The sequence below is a fragment of the Pelagimonas sp. genome, assembly GCF_050633425.1.
Classification (GTDB): domain Bacteria; phylum Pseudomonadota; class Alphaproteobacteria; order Rhodobacterales; family Rhodobacteraceae; genus Pelagimonas.
Genome location: NZ_JBOEGM010000025.1, coordinates 87079 through 104782 on the forward strand (window position 1 = coordinate 87079; position 17704 = coordinate 104782).

Sequence of the window (17704 nt, forward strand, 5' to 3'; positions counted from 1 at the left end):
CCGTAACCTGTGCGCGATTTGGTTAAAATTCAACCAGTCCGCGTCGGGTTCCGCATTGTGACAAGTTCTTCGGCCATTACGGGGTGAACTGCAACCACTCGGTCGAAATCCTCCTTGGTAGCCCCCATTTTTACGGCGATCCCTGCCATTTGGATCATTTCCCCTGCCGCTGGTGCGACGATATGCACGCCCAGAACCTTGCGATTGGCTTGGGACACGATCAATTTCATCAACACCCGGTCGGGCCGCCCGGCAAAGCTCGACTGCATCGGTTTGAACGAGGTCGCATAGACTTCGATCGCTTCCTGCTCGCGCGCCGCTTCTTCGGAAAGGCCAATGGTGCCATATTCGGGCTGAGTGAACACCGCGCTTGGGATCAACTCGTGATCAACGGGTGTGGGATTGCCCTTAAACACGGTCTCGACAAAGGCCATGCCTTCGCGGATCGCCACCGGTGTGAGGTTGACCCGATCCGTTGCATCTCCAATCGCATAGATCGACGGCACGGCGGTCTGGCTGTATTCATCCACAAGAACCTCGCCCTTACGGCCAAGTTTCACGCCCACCTCTTCAAGGCCCATGTCATCGGTGTTGGGCTTGCGACCTGTGGCAAACATGACGTGATCAAACACATGTTCCGAGCCATTGGTGGCCTTGACCCAAATGCCGTCATCAACCTTTTTCATCTCAAGCACATTGGTGCCAAGATGCAAATCGACCCCCTTTTGGATCATCTCTTCGGCAATCAGCCCACGCGCTTCATCATCAAAGCCGCGCAGGATTTGCGCACCGCGATAAAACTGCGTGGTTTTCACACCCAAGCCATTCATCACCCCGGCAAATTCCGACGCGATATAGCCGCCACCGACGATGAGGATATTCTTGGGAAGCTTAGGAAGGTGGAAGATTTCATTCGATGAAATCGCCAGCTCCGCACCGGGAATATCGGGCATCGTTGGGCGTCCGCCCATGGCCAAAAGGATATGTTTGGCGGTCTTACGTTCACCAGTCGAAAGCTCAACCGTATGGGCATCAACAACCTTGGCGCGGGCGTCAAAGGTCTCAACACCGCTGCCTGCCAGCAGTTTGCGATAGATGCCTTCAAGGCGGTCCAACTCCGCCGCCAGTTTGCCGTGGAAGTGATCCCAGTTGAAATCACCGGAGGTCATGTCCCAGCCATAGGCCTGCGCCTCGGCGGCCATTGCAGGATAGCCCGAGGCAAACACCATCAGCTTTTTGGGCACACAGCCGCGAATGACACAGGTGCCGCCGTAACGGTCTTCTTCGGCAAGACCAACCTTGGCCCCGGTTTCCCCCGCCGCAACCCGCGCCGCGCGCACGCCGCCCGAACCGCCGCCAATCACAAATAGGTCAAAATCAAAGTCGCTCATGGCTGTCCCCAGTCTTCCTGTGTCTTCTCGCATCTGCGCTGCCGCACTGTGGTGCAAAGATATTCCATAGCGCAGATAGGAAGGCCAGAGCCGGATGTCATCACGAAGATGCGCACGAGTTTGTTAAAAGCGTTACAAAGGCCACCACCTCTTGCTCCGTCAAATCAAATGCCGCACGCCTCCCCCTTCATCTTGCCAGATAAACGCATGAATATTTCCAAGGGGCTTTGGGGGCTGCCGCCCAATGCACCCTCACGCCAATCCACGCCGTTTCAATTGATCCTGCCAAGGGGCATCGGCATCCGGGACGTAGTGCTTGATTGCGGACAGACAACGTTCAGCCTGTTCCGTAGGCAAAACGCCAAAGGGAAAAACAGCACTTGTTCGTCCGCCATCTTGTGTCGAATAGTTCACATATGATCCGATCAGACGCCTCTTCGCTCTGCGCAGTTCAAAAGACCTCAGCTGTTCCCAAGGAACCACCAGCTCGCCATTCATTGACCAGCCATCTGCATCTATTCGCAAGATCGTACCCTGTTTCGAAAAAGCCGCCCGAAACGAACGGAAATCTTGGGCAGCGCGGAAGATGACAGCGCTTAGAGAAAGAAAAAATATCACCGCCAATACCCATGAGTCGGTCAACAAACGCCAATCATCCGCAAACTTCGTCGCAAAAAAGATCGCGGTAGTAAGCCCAAATAATGGCGGAAACACACGGAATGGGAATTGGGGCCTTTGCAATTCCCATTCAAAATCAGAATGATACATCCCACCCCTTTTCACAATCGTCTAGATCAAAGTTCACCACGGCTTACCTTTGGTATCATGACCGACGATCACATTGAACTCTCGGCTCAGCTTCAGCATCCGGCCAGTATTTTTTGATAACTTCGAGTGCAACCTTTGATCGTTCTTTGGTCAAGTCCTGCAAGGCCAACGGCGCTGTAACCCTTTCTGACTGCCAGACAAAAGTTACAGAACTCTCAGCTTCCGGTGCCTTTAGATCGTCAGCTATGTCAAAGTAGCATATGTCCGACCATGGGATCATCCTCATACGCCGAAAACCCCGCTTTGGAACGCCAACTTTCACACCGTCGGGACCAATCCAAAAGATCATATCATTTATGAAATAGAACGCTGCAGCCCCAATTGAAAAGCTGAGCGCAATTGCAGGGAGGTTTTCAAAATTCCATCTATTCTCTGTCCAAAACTCATAGGCAATCTGAACGACGGCAATCGCCAGCATTCCCAAGAAAAAAAGCCCGATCCAGCGAAGCCTGACCAAGGGGCGCTTTGTCCCGCGAAAGCTCATCAAATTTGAAGTCACCTAAAACCCCGAAACAAATCATCCGCCCCAACAGTTTTCAAACCGGCTATCTACAACTCGCCCCATCGCGCAAACCGCCACCTCCCCTTCATCTTGCCAGATAAACTCCGGGAGTTTGGGCGCTGCCCCCCAATGTACCCTCACGCCAATCCGCGCCGCTTCAATTGATCCTGCCAAGGGTCTTCAGCATCCGGCCAAAACTCCAAAATTGCCCTAAGGCAGTCTTTTGCCTCGTCAGGGGACAACATAGAAAACGACAAAACGTTTGAGCGTTGCGTCGGCCCACCTTGGTGCCTCACAAATGCACTAATCAAACGGCCCTTTGCATCTCTTATAATTTCAAAACTGCGAATATTTTCCCACGGCAACCATAACAGGTTGTCGGGTTGGTCATATACGAGATCGCGGAGCCATAGACCTTTGTCAGTTACCGCCACACCTATCGCCCTACTGGGAAGTCGTGGACTGCCGCCCAAAAACCGCTCATTCACTAAATCCCAAATAGAAAAACTGATAAAGACCAATAGGCAAACATCGCCAATCACCAAGACAATCGGGTAAGAACTTTCACCGGAGTAGATCCAGAGAACATGTGCAACCGCCAAACCCAAAGCATAGCGGCCGGTCGTAATCCCCCCTTTTTCGCGAATGTAACCTTCGAATACAACTGTGTCGCCCGCCACCTAAACCTCCTCAAATATCGCGAAACAGGTTGTCCGTTTCGACAAAATCCAAGCGGTCTTCGGATACCGTGCCTTCGTTGATATCGCGGGTTTCGACGCGGCCATCGCCATAGCCGATCACCACCTTGTCACAGATGTCGATAAACAGCCCGTTTTCCACCACGCCGGGGATTTGGTTCAGCACCATCGCCAATTGCCGGGCGTTGCCGATACGGCCCAGATGCAGGTCGAGGATATGGTTACCCTCATCGGTGACAAACGCGATGTCGCCATTCATCCGCAATGACGCTTGGCGCCCCATCACATCCATCGACACCAGTGTTTCTTCGACCAAGGCTTGGGTGGTTTGCCAGCCAAAGGGGATCACTTCTATTGGCAAAGGGAAGGCACCAAGATGCTCCACCTCTTTGGCGGCATCCGCAATAACGACCATCTGATCCGAAGCCGCCGCCACGATCTTTTCTTGCAACAGCGCCCCACCTCCGCCCTTGACCAGCGACAGGTTGGCATCAAACTCATCCGCCCCGTCGATGGTAATGTCGAGCCAGCGCGCCTCATCCAGCGAAACCACCTCAATCCCGACATCGCGCGCCAAGACCGCGGTGCGCGTCGAGGTCGGCACACCGCGAATTTTCAAACCATCCTTTTCGACCATTTCGCCCAAACAGCGCACCAACCACGCCGCCGTGGATCCGGTCCCCAGACCGACACGCATGCCGTCTTCCACAAGATCAGCCGCCCGTTTGGCAGCAACGAATTTGGCCTTGTCGATTGGCGACAGCTCTCCGGTCATGATGGTTCCTTGGGTCTAGGCTTTGTATCTTGGCGTTGAAAATAAAGCAGGCAAGGAACTTATACGCATTGCATCCCCTCAGAGCGAGAGGGAATTCAGCAATGGTTTTAGCTATCTGTGCAAGGGATCAGATCATCGCGGATCGCACCTTGGCAGAATAGAAATGCAAGCCAAAGATCATCGCCACCCAGGTCAGATTGAGCGGTGTGAGCACAACGACAAGGATCAAATTCAAGATCGGTAGGTCTAAATCGCTAGGCACCGTGATCAGACCGGCGATCATCGCTGCAATCACGCTGGCCAATACACCGCCAACCAGTGACAAAATCACTCCCAAACCGCCCGGCCTGCCAAACAAATGCGCCAAGAGCCCCCCCGCCACAAATGCCCCAAGGCCAATGGCCGAAAAATACGACCAGAGTGGAATAAAACTCTGTACAGATCCACGCGATGACAACAGTTCGGTGTCGAACATGATAAATCCTCCACCGATGCAAACGCCGATAAACGCCATGATCATTGCCAAGCGCAACCGAAACATCGGTGCCACATATGACGGTGTTAAAAATCGTTTCATGCTTATCTCTCCGCATTTTTTCAACGGATTACGCGGCATGATGCGCAGATTTTGTGCAGAGCCTGCACAGGTATCTGGCACAGACCCGAGCGCCAGATGAATTGATCCAGCGATTTTGATCGCCCTATTTGATCACCCTATTTGGTTGGGCCCACACCTTGCGATGGCAACACCCCCGCCCAAAGCGCGACCCAACAAATGACGGCACCGATCACGGCGCCAATCACGTAGGGCACGATCTGCTTGCGCAGAGGCACACGCGGCGCGCCGGCCAGCTTGGCTTCGATCCGACGCAACACTTGGGGCGGCGGCACATGCTCGGGCATATCCGCGACAAATGTCGAAAAATACTCACGCCACGCGGCCACGTCTTGTTGAAGGTCTGGATCGGACGACACAAGATCTTCAAACGCTGTCCGCTCCGCCTCCGTGAGCAGCCCCAAAACATATTCAGCAGCGGTGGCCTCTGGCCCACCCGGAAGCGGCGTCTGGGTCGGCTCTGTCATCGGCTCAAACACTCGCGCAATTGTAGAATACCCTTGCGGACGGCACATCTCAGAGCATGCGCGTCCTTGGATTGATTATCATAGGTCAGCCCCTGAACATAGGCATTGCGCATCACTTGGGTCTGATCCCTGGGCAACTCGGCCAAACAGGCCAGCAACTGATCCGCTTCAGCCCGAGCCGAGCCAGCCGGGCCAGCCGATCCGGGCACGGATGTCGCAGCAGGACGATATAACCTCTGTGCGATTTCCGGCGGGCTGCCGATCTCGCCCTCATTGCGCATCTGTCGAAGCCGCTCCACCGACGCATCCCGCGCCAAAGTCACCAACCACGTCACCGCAGAACTGCCATTGGGTCGCATTTGCCCCGCCCATGTCCAAACCCGCAAAAACACCTCTTCCAAAACGTCCTCAGCCACAGATTCGTCATTGAGGATTCCGCAGCACACTCCGAACAGTTGCGGAGAAACCATGTTAAACAAGCGACGAAGGGCGCGCCTGTCGCCCTTGGCTATTTTCGCAATCTCTTGCTCTAATAAGATCAGCTCAGGATCACTTTGCATTTTCACATCCCGCAGCAATTTTCAGAACCACTCTTGCCACAACTTTGGGGTACAGGTCCATGTCCCACACGAAAGAAGCGCCCAGAGTACTGGACGCTTTAGGTCGACGTCAAAGCGCCGGAATATTTGGTTTTCATTGTTTTTGCCTTCAGATCACGCGAACACGGCGGCAAAGGCAACAATGACACCTGAGGCAGCAACGATCAGGCTTGCTGCTGCGATAACCAAACGCGCTTGGTCCCGTTTGGTGCCACAACGCAAAATAGCAAGAATTTCTGTTTTCAGTCTGTTTAGCATGGGTTTATCCTTTTTAAGTGGGAGTGCTGGGTTTGCAGGGCTGCGATTGATCTGCGCCGGAATGTCTTTCCGTCCCTTGTCCGTTTGAGCCGCCAGCGGCAGGCGATAGCCCCTCTCGCGAGCGGCGACCTCTACTGTTGAGGCGGGTTTTGCGGTTTTCGGGCGAAATGCGCTTTGAAACGCAAGTAAGTGTCTGCCGGTCATTTCGATCACCATTGTGGTTAAGCCAACCTTTGGCTCTTCAACCCTACAGAGAACGCCCCGCTCAGATTGCGCTAACACTCGGCAAAGACAGGTTTTTGACTGGGAACTCGTACGTCCGTCAAAAAAACTGACTCATCGGTCAAAAATCAACGTTCCACAAAGGGGGAATTGTATACCAACGCATACTTTGCGGCCGTCTAGGCGGCGTTTGTCCACAAAATGGCGGAAATCGAACAATCGACCTCAAAAAAAGGTCGAACAGGCCGAAATAGTTTTGAATACAAAAAAAACTAGGCAATGGGGCTAAAACGATGCAACTTAACCGGAACTAAAACGATTTTTGACTTTTTATGGATGGTACCTATGCAAAAGCCAGTCGCTCCCAACGCTATCGCTATCGACTCGCTCAGGACCGTAATTCGTTGGGTTCAACACGAAGGCGGCTTGCCCGAGCCGACAGGTTCCTCAAGCAGTAACGGCAAAATTCAATCGGGGGCCACGTTGGAGAAGATCGCTGAGCGTGCAGATACGAATCTGGACCGGCTAAATAAGTTCTTGAAAAAGAAGCTGAACACCAACGAAGAAGAGAAACAGTTCACTTTGATCGCGTCCGGATTATCCTCCGTTCTGGAAGACCGAAAAGACATCCCCGTTATTATTCGGACGGCCCTCCAGGATGTCTTCGGAGCAACGGCGTTTGCCCCACGTGGAATCATCAAAAACTCCATGGTTATCGGGCATCGTTCCTTAATCCCCCGAGAAGAAAAAATCAGAGATCGCATCAAACCGTTTGAAGGATTAAGTGTTATATTGCGCCGTGCGAATGAAACGGTTCCAGACAAAGCACGCAATGAACCCGGTGCAATTACGCGAGGCTGGTCACTCTCGTTACTCAATATCCCCCCAAAACACGTCCAGGAAGGTGCCTACCACCCGCTGTTCAAACTAAAACAGCGGGCCAAAACCCGAAATACTATGAAAATAGAAGGAGTCGTCGTCGTAAAAGCCGACCGTCTCGTGTTGCAGGGTATTGAAACGACTAATGACAAATCCTTCACAGCCTCAGTTTTCCTAAATGACGAACGTCTCACCAACTATCGGACAGAGAGACTTGAGGAACCACCAATGACATTATCGGGCGTCATGTTGGGGCTCGCCTCAACTTACCAACATTTCGGAGCCCTCTTTGAGATTTTTGCTGTTCCGGGCGGCACATTGGAGAAAGGCGCCAACCAGTCGGAAATCGCGCGGTTCGATCAGTATTACAGCGCCACAAAAGAGGCCGCTGGCGTCCGGGATCTGGCCGACACATTGGACGTTCTGCACGGCCTTGGGATCAAGGCCACTGAAGACCAACTTATCCAATTACAGACGCGGGCCGCCGAAGGCGATTTGCTGACAGCATTCTAATGCGGGCTTCCCCTTGCCCCTTCCGACGAAATGATGCACCACGGGGGCGCAGTTTTCGAGCCCGGATAAGAGGACATTATTACCATGACGGACGGCCTGATTGATATCAACGCGAAACCCACCGAAGAAATCTCCGTTCGTGACGTCTTTGGCATCGATACTGACATGGTTGTGCATGGTTTTCCTGAGCGCACATCGCGTGTTCCCGAAGTCGACAGCACTTACAAGTTCGATCCTGATACGACATTGGCGATTCTTGCCGGGTTTAACCGCAATCGTCGGGTGATGATTCAGGGCTACCACGGCACCGGTAAGTCGACTCATATCGAACAAGTTGCCTCGCGGCTCAACTGGCCTGCGGTTCGTGTCAATCTGGACTCACACATTTCGCGGATCGATTTGATCGGCAAAGACGCGATCAAACTGATCGACGGCAAGCAGACAACTCAGTTCCAAGAAGGCATCTTGCCTTGGGCGCTGCGCAATCCGACGGCGATTGTGTTTGACGAATATGACGCCGGGCGCGCCGATGTTATGTTTGTGATCCAGCGGGTTTTGGAAACCGATGGTAAGCTGACCCTGCTTGACCAAAACGAAGTCATCACACCGCACCCCTATTTCCGTCTGTTTGCCACCGCCAACACTGTCGGGTTGGGGGATACAACCGGGCTTTATCACGGTACGCAACAGATCAACCAAGGTCAGATGGACCGCTGGTCTTTGGTCGCCACGCTGAACTATCTGTCGATTGACGCCGAAACCCAGATCATTCTGTCCAAAGCGCCGCATTACAACACCGAAGCCGGTCGCAAGACCATCAAACAGATGGTCACCGTCGCCGATTTCACCCGCCGCGCCTTTATGAATGGTGAGCTGTCGACCGTTATGTCGCCGCGGACCGTGATCGCATGGGCCCAAAACGCCGAGATTTTCCGCAATGTCGGCTATGCCTTCCGCCTGAGCTTCCTGAACAAATGTGACGAGCTTGAGCGTCAAACCGTGGCCGAATTCTACCAGCGCTGTTTTGACGAAGAACTCCCCGAAAGCGCGGCAAGCGTCAGCTTGGGCTAAGCTCGCCCACACGACCTAAATCGCAATCAAGGCCCCTCGCATTTTGCCAGGGGCCTTTTTCGCGCGCGCCCCTTATGATCACGCCCCCTTTCAAAGCAGCGGGTGCCATGCCTGCGCCGCCTCGCTCTTGGAGCGCCGGAGATCAGCAATAGAATGACAGTTTTGGCGGATTGCGCGACAGCGCCCCATGACAACACTGTCATCGCATCAGAAACACAGCGTTCTCATAGGCTCCGGGCCTTGTAAGGTTTTGTTTACTCTGTTCTGCTGGCAGGCAGAGACGTGCCGGGGGGCTGAGATATGATGATTTTGGGAAAATGGATGATGGGCCTTGGCTTGTCTTGCGCCATCGCATTTGGCTCAGATGCGCAGGCAAATACGATGGCCGAAAAACAAGTCATGCTCCATTGCGCCGCCCAATTCGATGCCCGAACCAAATGGCTCAACATTATGGAGGACGGCCCAGAGCAAGGCGTTGAAATGGCAATGCGCCGCGACGTGCTTCTGGCAAGCATCGCCAAGATAAAAGCCGCGCCGGACCAACACTTGCGCTTTGGGCGGCACCTTCCCAGTTTCCAAGAGCGCAGTTTGATACAATTGACCAAACTGGCTGAGGCCGGTCACGTCACCAGTTGCCCACAAGATGCCCTGTGCCTCGCCTGTAGCGAACTTGTCCCTCTCAGATAAGCGTCCAAAACCACCCAGAAATCACCGAAACACCTGAAACACCCGGCGCACAAATGCTCCCTTGCTATGCCACACTTCATGTGGCCCACTCACATCTGTATTGATGTGAGGATGCCCCATGCGCCGAATTTTGACCGTTGCTCTTTTCCTGTTGCCGCTTCCAGCCTTGTCCGACCTCTCCATCTCGGAACAAGCCGCAGCGTCGCAGCGCGCCATCACCGATCAAGAACGACAGCTTCGCAAGATCGGCTGCATGTTCACGCCAACCAACATCGGGGAAACCATCGCGATTACCGATGAAATCGTCGCGCCCATCCTGACCCTTCCGGCCTTGACGGTTCTGACCTTTGGCGAAATCGTCGTCGGCCAAACCCCCGGCAAATACGACATCACCGCTAGGCCAGATTTGCCAAACGGAGGAATCGCCGGCAAGGATTTTTGCGCAATGGTCTATTTGGATGGTTACCCACGCCCCAAAGCGCCCGGCGACCCGACTATGGCGGTCGGTCTGTTGTTTAGGTCAAATCTGGACATGCTGGATTTATACCCCAATACAGGTGCTGAAATCATGCGGCGCCAGCAGCTCAAAACGCTCCCTGCCGGAAAATACGTCCCCATCGATCTGTCTCAGAAAGCCGGCAATGCTTGGTACAGCGCTTTTGGTGGCGCGTGGCCTAGGCGCAGCACCGCGCGGCTCGGTATTCGCTTGGACAAGGTTCACTACATTCCGGTTGATGACTGAGACGGCCATGACCACCTGTCCAAATCGCAGGTCGATGCACAAAATTAGGGCCTCGGGGGCCTTTTAGGGCGATGTTGTGGGGCTCAGTTCTCTGGATCAACGGACCTGCGCGTTTCGTAAAAATGTGACAGTTCGGTAAAAGTTTTCATTTCGCACAACCTTTCATCAGGTTTTTGCGTCTAAACTCCATTTTATGGGCGTTTTGAAAACACACATTGCGGCGATTGCATTGGCGATTTTATGCGCCCCCCCGACCCATGCCTTGTCTGATGGCATGCCCAACGCGCCGCGTGAACAAGCGCAGTTCTTTGCCTCCTGCCTTGGCCGTTTCTCGGCCGCGCGCGAACATGCGTGGTTGATGGGTGGCGAAGATCGGCAGGCCGAAGTTGGATTTTCCATGTTCGAAGATCTGCTTGAGGCCGTGTCCTTTGATGCCCAAAGCCTGGGGATCAGCGGCCAAGAATTGCTGGCAAACCGGATTGAGGCCAAGATGGCTCAGGCCCGCTTGATGCAGGCCGCAACCTTTCAACAAGACCCCAAGCGCAGACGGATATCGGCGCGTCTGGCTGACAACCATCTTCTGGCCTGCAAAACATTGGTAATTGGCTAGTCTTTATCGCTTGCAGCGGCGCATCAATCTGCCGATAAATGCGCTATGAATAAGCCATCCGACAACCCCGCAGATCCGTTCAAAAAGGCATTGGCCGAGGCCACCAAGGTCATGGCGGATGATCCCGAACTTTCGGTAAGCTATACCGTTGACCCGTCCGGTGTGTCCGGCGACGCGATGCGCTTGCCGCAAATCTCGCGGCGCATGACACGCGACGAGGTTTTGCTGGCGCGCGGTACGGCGGATGCTTTGGCTCTGCAACGACGCTATCATGACGATACCACCCATGCGCGTTATGCGCCGCCCGGTGATATGGCCCGCGAATTATACGAGGCCATGGAAACCGCCCGCTGCGAAGCTATGGGCGCGCGCGATATGCCCGGAACGGCTGGCAATATCGACGCCAAGATCAGCCACGAAGCCAATCGTCGTGGCTATAGTCAGATCACGCAAGCCGCCGAAGCGCCCCTTCCGGTGGCTGCGGGGTATCTGATCCGCCATCTGGCCACCGGGCGCGATTTGCCCGACGGGGCCAATAACGTCATGGAACTGTGGCGTGGCTTTATGGAAAACCAAGCCGCCGGCACATTGGACAATCTCGGCGATGTTCTGTCCGATCAGGCGGCCTTTGCCAAATTCGCACGGCAGATGATCACCGATCTGGGCTATGGCGATCAGCTTGGCGAAGACCCCGACGATATCTCGGACGACTCTGACGATGACGGCTCACAAGACGATCAGGAAGAAGAAGAACAGCCCGATTCTTCCGGTCAGGATGACGAAGGCGATGAGGCCGATGCCTCGCCCGAACAAAGCCAAGAAGAGACCCAAGACCCATCGCAGGCCCAAGTCAGCATGGACGAAATGGCCGACCAAGAGCTTGGTGACGAAGCGGAAATGCCCGAGGGTGAGGCCCCGATGGAGCCCCCTGCCCCGCAACCGTTTTCCGAAGCGGATCCCGATTATGCGGTCTATAACACTGACAACGACGAAGAGATCATGGCCGAAGAATTGGCCGAGCCGCAGGAATTGGAACGGTTGCGCGCCTATCTAGATCAGCAGTTAGAGCCGCTCAAGGGGGCCGTATCGCGGCTTGCCAATAAATTGCAGCGCCGTTTGCAGGCGCAGCAAAACCGGTCGTGGGAATTTGACCTCGAAGAGGGCATTCTGGACGCTGGCCGTCTGGCGCGGGTTGTTGCCAACCCAACCACCCCGCTGAGTTTCAAGCGCGAAAAAGATACCGAATTTCGCGACACAGTGGTGACCCTGCTGCTCGATAACTCCGGCTCGATGCGCGGTCGCCCGATTTCGATTGCCGCGATTTGCGCCGACGTTCTGGCCCGCACGCTTGAACGCTGTAGCGTCAAGGTTGAGATTCTTGGCTTTACCACCCGCGCATGGAAAGGCGGGCAGGCCCGTGAAAAATGGCTCAATGCCGGGCGCGATCAACAGCCCGGTCGCCTCAATGATTTGCGCCACATCATCTACAAAAGCGCCGATGCCCCATGGCGCCGGACCCGCGATAATCTTGGCCTGATGATGAAAGAAGGCTTGCTCAAGGAAAACATCGACGGCGAGGCGCTGGAATGGGCGCACCGCCGTATGGCAGGCCGCCCTGAGGCGCGCAAAATCCTGATGGTGATTTCCGACGGCGCGCCCGTGGATGACAGCACATTGTCGGTTAACCCTGCCAATTACCTTGAAAAACACCTGCGCGATGTGATCGCGATGGTCGAGCGCAAGCGTCAGGTTGAGCTCCTGGCCATTGGGATCGGCCACGATGTGACGCGGTATTATGATCGCGCCGTGACCATCACCGACGTGGAACAGCTGGCAGGTGCCATGACCGAACAGCTGGCTTCTTTGTTTGATAGTGATCCGCGCGCGCGTGCGCGGATTATGGGGATCAACCGGGCATCTTGAGCGGGCTTTGCCGCGCATCTGTACCTGCGGCAAATACGTTTCGCCCCTTGGCCACCCCTCGGCCCTTGCCCCCAATCTGGGTATCTTGCCCAAAAGACGCCCGCTGAGGTGTGGGTTTGGCAGGCCGTGCTGCTTGTGTGTTCAAAAATTGTTTTAAGCCAAGGTCTTGATTGGCTTGTGTCCAACTTGTGTCCAAGAGGAACCGACGATGTTTCAAAGCTTTGAAGACTCCGCCACACCCCAGCAAGGTCCGGCAAGATTGGAGGCCTTGCGCTCAGAAATGACGGCGGCAGGCGTCGATGCATTTTTGGTCCCCCGCGCCGATGCCCACCAAGGTGAATACGTCTCGGCCCATGATGAACGGCTATCTTGGTTGACCGGTTTTACAGGATCGGCGGGATGGTGTGTTGCTTTGGCGACCCGCGCCGGTGTGTTTGTTGATGGACGCTACCGGGTGCAGGTCCGCGCTCAGGTCGCAGATGTGTTTGAGCCGGTGGATTGGCCGGAAGTGTCGCTTGGGGATTGGATCGCCGAGGCTTTGCCCAAAGGGGTTGTCGGCTTTGATCCCTGGCTGTTGTCGCTTGATCAACAGCGGGCATTGGCGGCCAAGCTCGGGGATCATGAACTGCGCTCCTGCGACAACCTGATCGACAGCATTTGGTCCGACCAACCCGCCCCCCCCATGGGCGAGGCCTTTGCCCAACCCGTTGAACTGGCCGGTGAGCCGCATGAAGCAAAGATCAAACGCCTGGCCGCTGATCTCAAGGCTGATGCCGCCATTATCACCCTCCCCGATTCCATCGCCTGGCTTTTGAATATTCGCGGCCGTGATATTGCGCGCAATCCGGTGCCACATGGGTTTGCCATTCTGCACAAAAAAGGGCGGGTCTCTCTGTTCATTGCGCAGGACAAAGTCACATCTCTGGGGGACCACTTTGGCGATTTGGTTGATCTAAACCCGGTCGACGCCTTTTTGCCAGCGGTTCAAAACCTGACTGGCCGCGTGCAAATTGATCCCGCCACCTGCCCGGTGATTGTCGCTGACCTCTTGAGTGATACGATTGAGGCGCAAGATCCCTGTTTGCTGCCCAAGGCCCGCAAGAACGATGCCGAACTGAGCGGTAGCCGGGCCGCACATCTGCGCGACGCGGCGGCTATGGTGCGGTTCCTGAGCTGGCTTGAGACCCAAACCGGCGGAGAATTCACCGAAATCGACGTCGTTCAACGGCTCGAAGCGGAACGCCGGGCCACCAATGCCTTGCGCGATATCTCGTTTGAGACAATCTCTGGCGCGGGGCCCAACGGGGCGATCGTGCATTACCGCGTGACCAATACCAGCAATCGCACCGTTGAAAACAATCAGCTTTTGTTGGTCGATTCCGGGGGGCAATATGTGGATGGCACCACCGATATCACCCGTACAGTTGTGGTCGGCACGCCCACACAAGAAGAGCGCCGCGCCTTCACCTTGGTGCTCAAAGGGATGATTGCCATCTCACGGCTGCGCTTTCCAACCGGCTTGGCTGGGCGTGACATGGATGTTTTGGCGCGCACGGCCCTTTGGCAAGACGGGCTAGATTACGGCCATGGCACCGGGCATGGTGTCGGGGCCTATCTCTCGGTTCACGAAGGCCCCCAGCGTCTGGCCAGCACAGGCACAGTGCCCTTTGAAGCCGGGATGATTTTGTCAAATGAACCAGGGTTTTACAAGGAAGGGGCCTTTGGTATTCGGATCGAAAACCTGATCGCCGTCCAAGATGCCCCCGCCCTGCCCGGCCAAACCGTGCCCCATATGTTGCGCTTTGAAACCCTGACTTGGGTGCCCATTGATACACGGCTTGTTAACCCTACCCTTCTTACAGAAGACGAGCGCGATTGGCTCAATAGCTATCACGCCGAAGTTGAGGTCCGCGTTAGTCCTTTGGTAGAAGGGGCCGCAAAAGACTGGCTGTCACGGGCTTGCCGGGCTATCTGACATATTGTTGATACATTTCCCGTGTCTTTGATCCGGGACCATACGAAACGAACAGGGGGAGAGAGACATGAGCAAGATCACAATCACACCAGCCGAGGGCAGCTGGACCATTCGTGCCGGAGGTGCCGTCTTGGGCGAAACAAACCGGGCGCTGGAGTTGGTTGAAGGGGATTACCCCCCGGTTATCTACTTCCCCCGCGAAGACATCGGCATGGCCTTTCTCGAAGCCACCGATCACAAAACCACCTGCCCCTTCAAAGGCGAAGCGTCTTACTTTTCGATCATGTCAAAATCCAAAACCTATGAAAATGCGGTTTGGAGCTATGAAACACCCAACGATAACGCCAAGCAAATCGCCGGTTACCTGGCGTTTCAGGTCCAAGAAGGTGTCGCGATCGAACAAATCCCCTAAGTTCGTTTGCAAATGACGATTATTTGGCGGCATCCTAACGGGTGCCGTTTTCGTTTAAATTCAACAAGTTATGAACATACAATCGCCGGTTATTGTATAACAAGCGCGCCAAACACACAGTCTCCTCATCACTATTTTCATAAGGAAGGTTGTCATGTTCCGCTTCGTATTTCTGCTTTTGGCCCTGAGCTTTGCCAGCGCCGTTTCCGCCTCCGAAGGCCCCCGTCTCTTTGTCGATGCCCCGCGCGACGGCTATCTCAACCTGCGCACAGGCCCCTCAACCGGCTATCACGTTTTGGAAAAAATGGAGCACGGAAGTAAGGTCACCCTGATTGCAAAACCCGGCACCTGGGCCAAGGTCTATCACCATGAAACCGATACAATCGGATGGGCGCATGGCCGGTTTCTAAGCCATGACAAGCCGCACCAGCCCAAGCCTCACCATCCCAAGCCGCCGCAGTATTCCGATGGCCAACGTTGGGTCGATGCGCCTTACGGTGATCTCAATCTGCGCAAAGGTCCGGGCACCGATTACCATGTGCTGCGCAAAATTCACAACGGCATGAAGGTGGATGTCTTGGGCAAAAGCGGCAAATGGCGCTTGGTCAAGCTGAAATCGGGGCTGATCGGCTGGGCGCACAAAGCCTATCTGACCAAGCAACGCCCCGACCGCCCGCGCCCTGCCCCGCAGCCACAGCCAAAACCGTATTCCGATCTGCAAGCCGCCTTTGATGCCTGCGAACACAATTACGGCCGTGCGTTTCGCCATTGTATGGCACAACGCTTGCCACGCCGGTAACTCTGCGGCGACTAGCTGTGCTCTTCTTCAGCGGTGGCCGCCAGCGCTTGATTATAGGCCTTGAGAGCATCGACATGGAACAGCGCCCCTTGCAACACAGGGGGGCTGCTTCCGTCTTTGATCACCACCGGCAAAAAGCTCAAATCCGAGCGATCCAACAGCGGCAACGCGGTTTCCAGCGTCGCCTCCGCTGAGACATATAACCCCTGTTCGATCAGCTCGAGACAGAGCTTCTCATCCGCTGCGTTCTCATCTGTGGGCCGCCGCATGACCCCCTGAACACGAAACATCGCCAATAAATAGGCCTGCGGCCCGGCGGCCAAATGCACTTTGCGCCGCTCAAGCTGGGTCAAAAAGAACGAGCGGTCCACAAGACGTGAGGCCAGCGCCGTCGACATGGACACCGACACCATCACCGCAAGCCCAGTCTGCCAATCCCCGGTCAGTTCAAACACAATCAACGTGGTTGAAATGGGCGCGCCAAGAACCGCCGCCGCAACGGCCCCCATGCCGGCCAATGCATATAAAGTAAAGGCCGACGACATTTCAGGGAACAAGCCGGTCGCAATATGGCCAAAGGTCAGCCCGGTCAGCGCACCGACCATCAACGCCGGGGAAAACACCCCGCCCCCCATGCGCCCCGCAACCGTCAGCGACACGGCCAGCACTTTGAGAACCGCAAAGACAAAGGCTTCGTGCAACATCAGGTTGCCGGTCAACGCCAGAGACGTGGTCTCATATCCAACGCCAATGATATGGGGGAAAAAGATCGCCAAACCGCCAAGTAACAACCCGGCCACCGCTGGTCGTAGCCAATACGGCAGGCTCAGCCGGTTTTGCAGTTCCGTTTCGACATCATCCGCGAAGAAAATCGCCCGCATCATGACCACCGCGACACATCCGCAAACCAATCCAAGCATGAAAAAAGCGGGCAATTCCAGATAGAATTCCACCGTCGTGGTGCCGGGAAGGACAAATTCAGTGACGTCGCCATAGACCAACCTGTTGATCACTGTCCCCGCAGCGCTGGCGACAACGATTGGCGCAAAGGCGTGCAGCGCAAAGTGACGTAGGATCACCTCTAGCGCAAACAAGGCTCCGGCAATTGGCGCGTTAAAGCTTGCCGAAACCGCCGCCGCAACCGCGCAGCCCATCAAATCCCGGCCCGTGACGCCATCAACCCGAAGCTTATTGGCCACCCAACTGGCTGCCATGGCGGCAATGTGAACGACCGGCCCTTCGCGCCCTGTGCTGCCCCCGGTCGACAAGGTGATCCACGAACACAGCGCAGAGCCCAGACCGGCCTTGGTCTCAACCCGACCATCGTTCAAAGCAGCCCCTTCGATCACATCTGCAACCGATCGCACCCGGCCATCTGGCGTCATGTGATGAAGAATGAACCCAACAACAACACCGCCAAACGCGGGTATCAAAAGCACCCAATACCACGGCAAAAGTTCTGCGAAACTGTGCAGAGAGTTGACATTCGCGGTGCCGTAAACGCTGGCTTGCAACCACTCAATCGCAGCCCGAAACCCGATTGCGGCCAAGCCCGATACGATCCCCAAGCCAAGCGCGATCAACCAAAACTGAATCTGGCTCGGTGCCTCGTGGCGCACCATGTCCCAACCCTCGCCAAAAGCTTGGGTTGCCTGCCGCAACTGGTGGCGCAATTGACCCAGCACTGGGACCTCCTCATAATCGGCGGGTTTCGCCAATGTTTAAGCTTCGTTAATA

19 protein-coding genes are annotated in these 17704 nt (G+C 55.3%); 9 read left to right on the forward strand and 10 right to left on the reverse strand.

Annotated features, from left to right (window positions below; translation table 11 throughout):
- Positions 1 to 29: 29 nt before the first annotated feature.
- The 9 genes from gor to ACRBB0_RS20880 form a co-directional block, all read right to left on the reverse strand.
- A complete protein-coding gene (gene gor / locus ACRBB0_RS20840; protein ID WP_431376393.1) occupies positions 30 to 1391 on the reverse strand; it encodes a glutathione-disulfide reductase in 1362 nt (453 codons plus the stop codon).
- A gap of 252 nt (positions 1392 to 1643) precedes the next feature.
- Complete coding sequence (locus ACRBB0_RS20845) at positions 1644 to 2009, reverse strand: hypothetical protein (protein ID WP_431376394.1); 366 nt, start codon at positions 2007 to 2009, stop codon at positions 1644 to 1646.
- 205 nt (positions 2010 to 2214) lie between these two features.
- Positions 2215 to 2706 (reverse strand): hypothetical protein, encoded by a 492-nt coding sequence (locus ACRBB0_RS20850; protein WP_431376395.1) that lies wholly within the window; start codon positions 2704 to 2706, stop codon positions 2215 to 2217.
- Between the two features lie 152 nt (positions 2707 to 2858).
- Positions 2859 to 3401, reverse strand: a complete 543-nt coding sequence (locus ACRBB0_RS20855) for a hypothetical protein (RefSeq protein WP_431376396.1) — start codon at positions 3399 to 3401, stop codon at positions 2859 to 2861.
- Positions 3402 to 3411: 10 nt separating this feature from the next.
- Entirely contained in the window at positions 3412 to 4194 is a 783-nt protein-coding gene (gene rpiA / locus ACRBB0_RS20860) for a ribose-5-phosphate isomerase RpiA (protein ID WP_431376397.1), read from the reverse strand.
- A 127-nt stretch (positions 4195 to 4321) separates the two neighbouring features.
- Positions 4322 to 4771, reverse strand: a complete 450-nt coding sequence (locus tag ACRBB0_RS20865; protein WP_431376398.1) for a hypothetical protein — start codon at positions 4769 to 4771, stop codon at positions 4322 to 4324.
- A gap of 137 nt (positions 4772 to 4908) precedes the next feature.
- The gene (locus ACRBB0_RS20870; protein ID WP_431376399.1) at positions 4909 to 5277 is read right to left on the reverse strand and encodes a hypothetical protein; all 369 of its coding nucleotides are present in this window, start codon (positions 5275 to 5277) and stop codon (positions 4909 to 4911) included.
- Positions 5274 to 5837 carry a sigma-70 family RNA polymerase sigma factor gene (locus tag ACRBB0_RS20875; RefSeq protein ID WP_431376400.1) on the reverse strand — a complete coding sequence of 188 codons (564 nt, stop codon included), beginning with the start codon at positions 5835 to 5837 and terminating at the stop codon, positions 5274 to 5276. The genes ACRBB0_RS20870 and ACRBB0_RS20875 overlap by 4 nt, the downstream gene beginning before the upstream one ends.
- Before the next feature lie 153 nt (positions 5838 to 5990).
- A complete protein-coding gene (locus tag ACRBB0_RS20880; protein WP_431376401.1) occupies positions 5991 to 6338 on the reverse strand; it encodes a hypothetical protein in 348 nt (115 codons plus the stop codon).
- Positions 6339 to 6701: 363 nt separating this feature from the next.
- Here ACRBB0_RS20880 and ACRBB0_RS20885 point away from each other — a divergent pair, with 363 nt between their 5' ends.
- The 9 genes from ACRBB0_RS20885 to ACRBB0_RS20925 all read left to right on the forward strand — a co-directional run bounded on the left by ACRBB0_RS20885 (position 6702) and on the right by ACRBB0_RS20925 (position 15967).
- Positions 6702 to 7748, forward strand: a complete 1047-nt coding sequence (locus tag ACRBB0_RS20885; protein WP_431376402.1) for a hypothetical protein — start codon at positions 6702 to 6704, stop codon at positions 7746 to 7748.
- A gap of 84 nt (positions 7749 to 7832) precedes the next feature.
- Positions 7833 to 8819 carry a cobaltochelatase subunit CobS gene (gene cobS, locus ACRBB0_RS20890; protein WP_431376403.1) on the forward strand — a complete coding sequence of 329 codons (987 nt, stop codon included), beginning with the start codon at positions 7833 to 7835 and terminating at the stop codon, positions 8817 to 8819.
- 300 nt (positions 8820 to 9119) lie between these two features.
- Entirely contained in the window at positions 9120 to 9506 is a 387-nt protein-coding gene (locus ACRBB0_RS20895) for a hypothetical protein (protein WP_431376404.1), read from the forward strand.
- A 118-nt stretch (positions 9507 to 9624) separates the two neighbouring features.
- Positions 9625 to 10248, forward strand: a complete 624-nt coding sequence (locus ACRBB0_RS20900) for a hypothetical protein (protein WP_431376405.1) — start codon at positions 9625 to 9627, stop codon at positions 10246 to 10248.
- Between the two features lie 202 nt (positions 10249 to 10450).
- The gene (locus ACRBB0_RS20905; RefSeq protein ID WP_431376406.1) at positions 10451 to 10858 is read left to right on the forward strand and encodes a hypothetical protein; all 408 of its coding nucleotides are present in this window, start codon (positions 10451 to 10453) and stop codon (positions 10856 to 10858) included.
- 45 nt (positions 10859 to 10903) lie between these two features.
- Positions 10904 to 12781, forward strand: coding sequence for a cobaltochelatase subunit CobT (gene cobT, locus ACRBB0_RS20910; protein ID WP_431376407.1), 1878 nt, complete (start codon positions 10904 to 10906; stop codon positions 12779 to 12781).
- 208 nt (positions 12782 to 12989) lie between these two features.
- Positions 12990 to 14756 (forward strand): aminopeptidase P family protein, encoded by a 1767-nt coding sequence (locus ACRBB0_RS20915; protein ID WP_431376408.1) that lies wholly within the window; start codon positions 12990 to 12992, stop codon positions 14754 to 14756.
- A gap of 67 nt (positions 14757 to 14823) precedes the next feature.
- The gene (locus ACRBB0_RS20920) at positions 14824 to 15168 is read left to right on the forward strand and encodes a DUF427 domain-containing protein (RefSeq protein ID WP_431376409.1); all 345 of its coding nucleotides are present in this window, start codon (positions 14824 to 14826) and stop codon (positions 15166 to 15168) included.
- Between the two features lie 154 nt (positions 15169 to 15322).
- Positions 15323 to 15967: an SH3 domain-containing protein gene (locus ACRBB0_RS20925; RefSeq protein WP_431376410.1), complete on the forward strand. Its 645-nt coding sequence runs from the start codon at positions 15323 to 15325 to the stop codon at positions 15965 to 15967.
- Between the two features lie 11 nt (positions 15968 to 15978).
- Here the strand turns inward: ACRBB0_RS20925 and ACRBB0_RS20930 are convergent, their stop codons facing one another.
- Positions 15979 to 17589 (reverse strand): chloride channel protein, encoded by a 1611-nt coding sequence (locus ACRBB0_RS20930; protein WP_431376428.1) that lies wholly within the window; start codon positions 17587 to 17589, stop codon positions 15979 to 15981.
- Positions 17590 to 17704: the final 115 nt, after the last annotated feature.

Bases quoted from the DNA above. Each gene is read 5' to 3' on its own strand.
- gor (WP_431376393.1), bottom strand. From the start codon at position 1,391: ATGAGCGACTTTGATTTTGACCTATTTGTGATTGGCGGCGGTTCGGGC.
- ACRBB0_RS20880 (WP_431376401.1), bottom strand. From the start codon at position 6,338: ATGACCGGCAGACACTTACTTGCGTTTCAAAGCGCATTTCGCCCGAAA.
- cobS (WP_431376403.1), top strand. From the start codon at position 7,833: ATGACGGACGGCCTGATTGATATCAACGCGAAACCCACCGAAGAAATC.
- ACRBB0_RS20900 (WP_431376405.1), top strand. From the start codon at position 9,625: ATGCGCCGAATTTTGACCGTTGCTCTTTTCCTGTTGCCGCTTCCAGCC.
- ACRBB0_RS20915 (WP_431376408.1), top strand. From the start codon at position 12,990: ATGTTTCAAAGCTTTGAAGACTCCGCCACACCCCAGCAAGGTCCGGCA.
- rpiA (WP_431376397.1), bottom strand. From the start codon at position 4,194: ATGACCGGAGAGCTGTCGCCAATCGACAAGGCCAAATTCGTTGCTGCC.
- ACRBB0_RS20885 (WP_431376402.1), top strand. From the start codon at position 6,702: ATGCAAAAGCCAGTCGCTCCCAACGCTATCGCTATCGACTCGCTCAGG.
- ACRBB0_RS20930 (WP_431376428.1), bottom strand. From the start codon at position 17,589: ATGGTGCGCCACGAGGCACCGAGCCAGATTCAGTTTTGGTTGATCGCG.
- ACRBB0_RS20875 (WP_431376400.1), bottom strand. From the start codon at position 5,837: ATGCAAAGTGATCCTGAGCTGATCTTATTAGAGCAAGAGATTGCGAAA.
- ACRBB0_RS20865 (WP_431376398.1), bottom strand. From the start codon at position 4,771: ATGAAACGATTTTTAACACCGTCATATGTGGCACCGATGTTTCGGTTG.
- ACRBB0_RS20920 (WP_431376409.1), top strand. From the start codon at position 14,824: ATGAGCAAGATCACAATCACACCAGCCGAGGGCAGCTGGACCATTCGT.
- ACRBB0_RS20870 (WP_431376399.1), bottom strand. From the start codon at position 5,277: ATGACAGAGCCGACCCAGACGCCGCTTCCGGGTGGGCCAGAGGCCACC.
- ACRBB0_RS20925 (WP_431376410.1), top strand. From the start codon at position 15,323: ATGTTCCGCTTCGTATTTCTGCTTTTGGCCCTGAGCTTTGCCAGCGCC.
- cobT (WP_431376407.1), top strand. From the start codon at position 10,904: ATGAATAAGCCATCCGACAACCCCGCAGATCCGTTCAAAAAGGCATTG.
- ACRBB0_RS20895 (WP_431376404.1), top strand. From the start codon at position 9,120: ATGATGATTTTGGGAAAATGGATGATGGGCCTTGGCTTGTCTTGCGCC.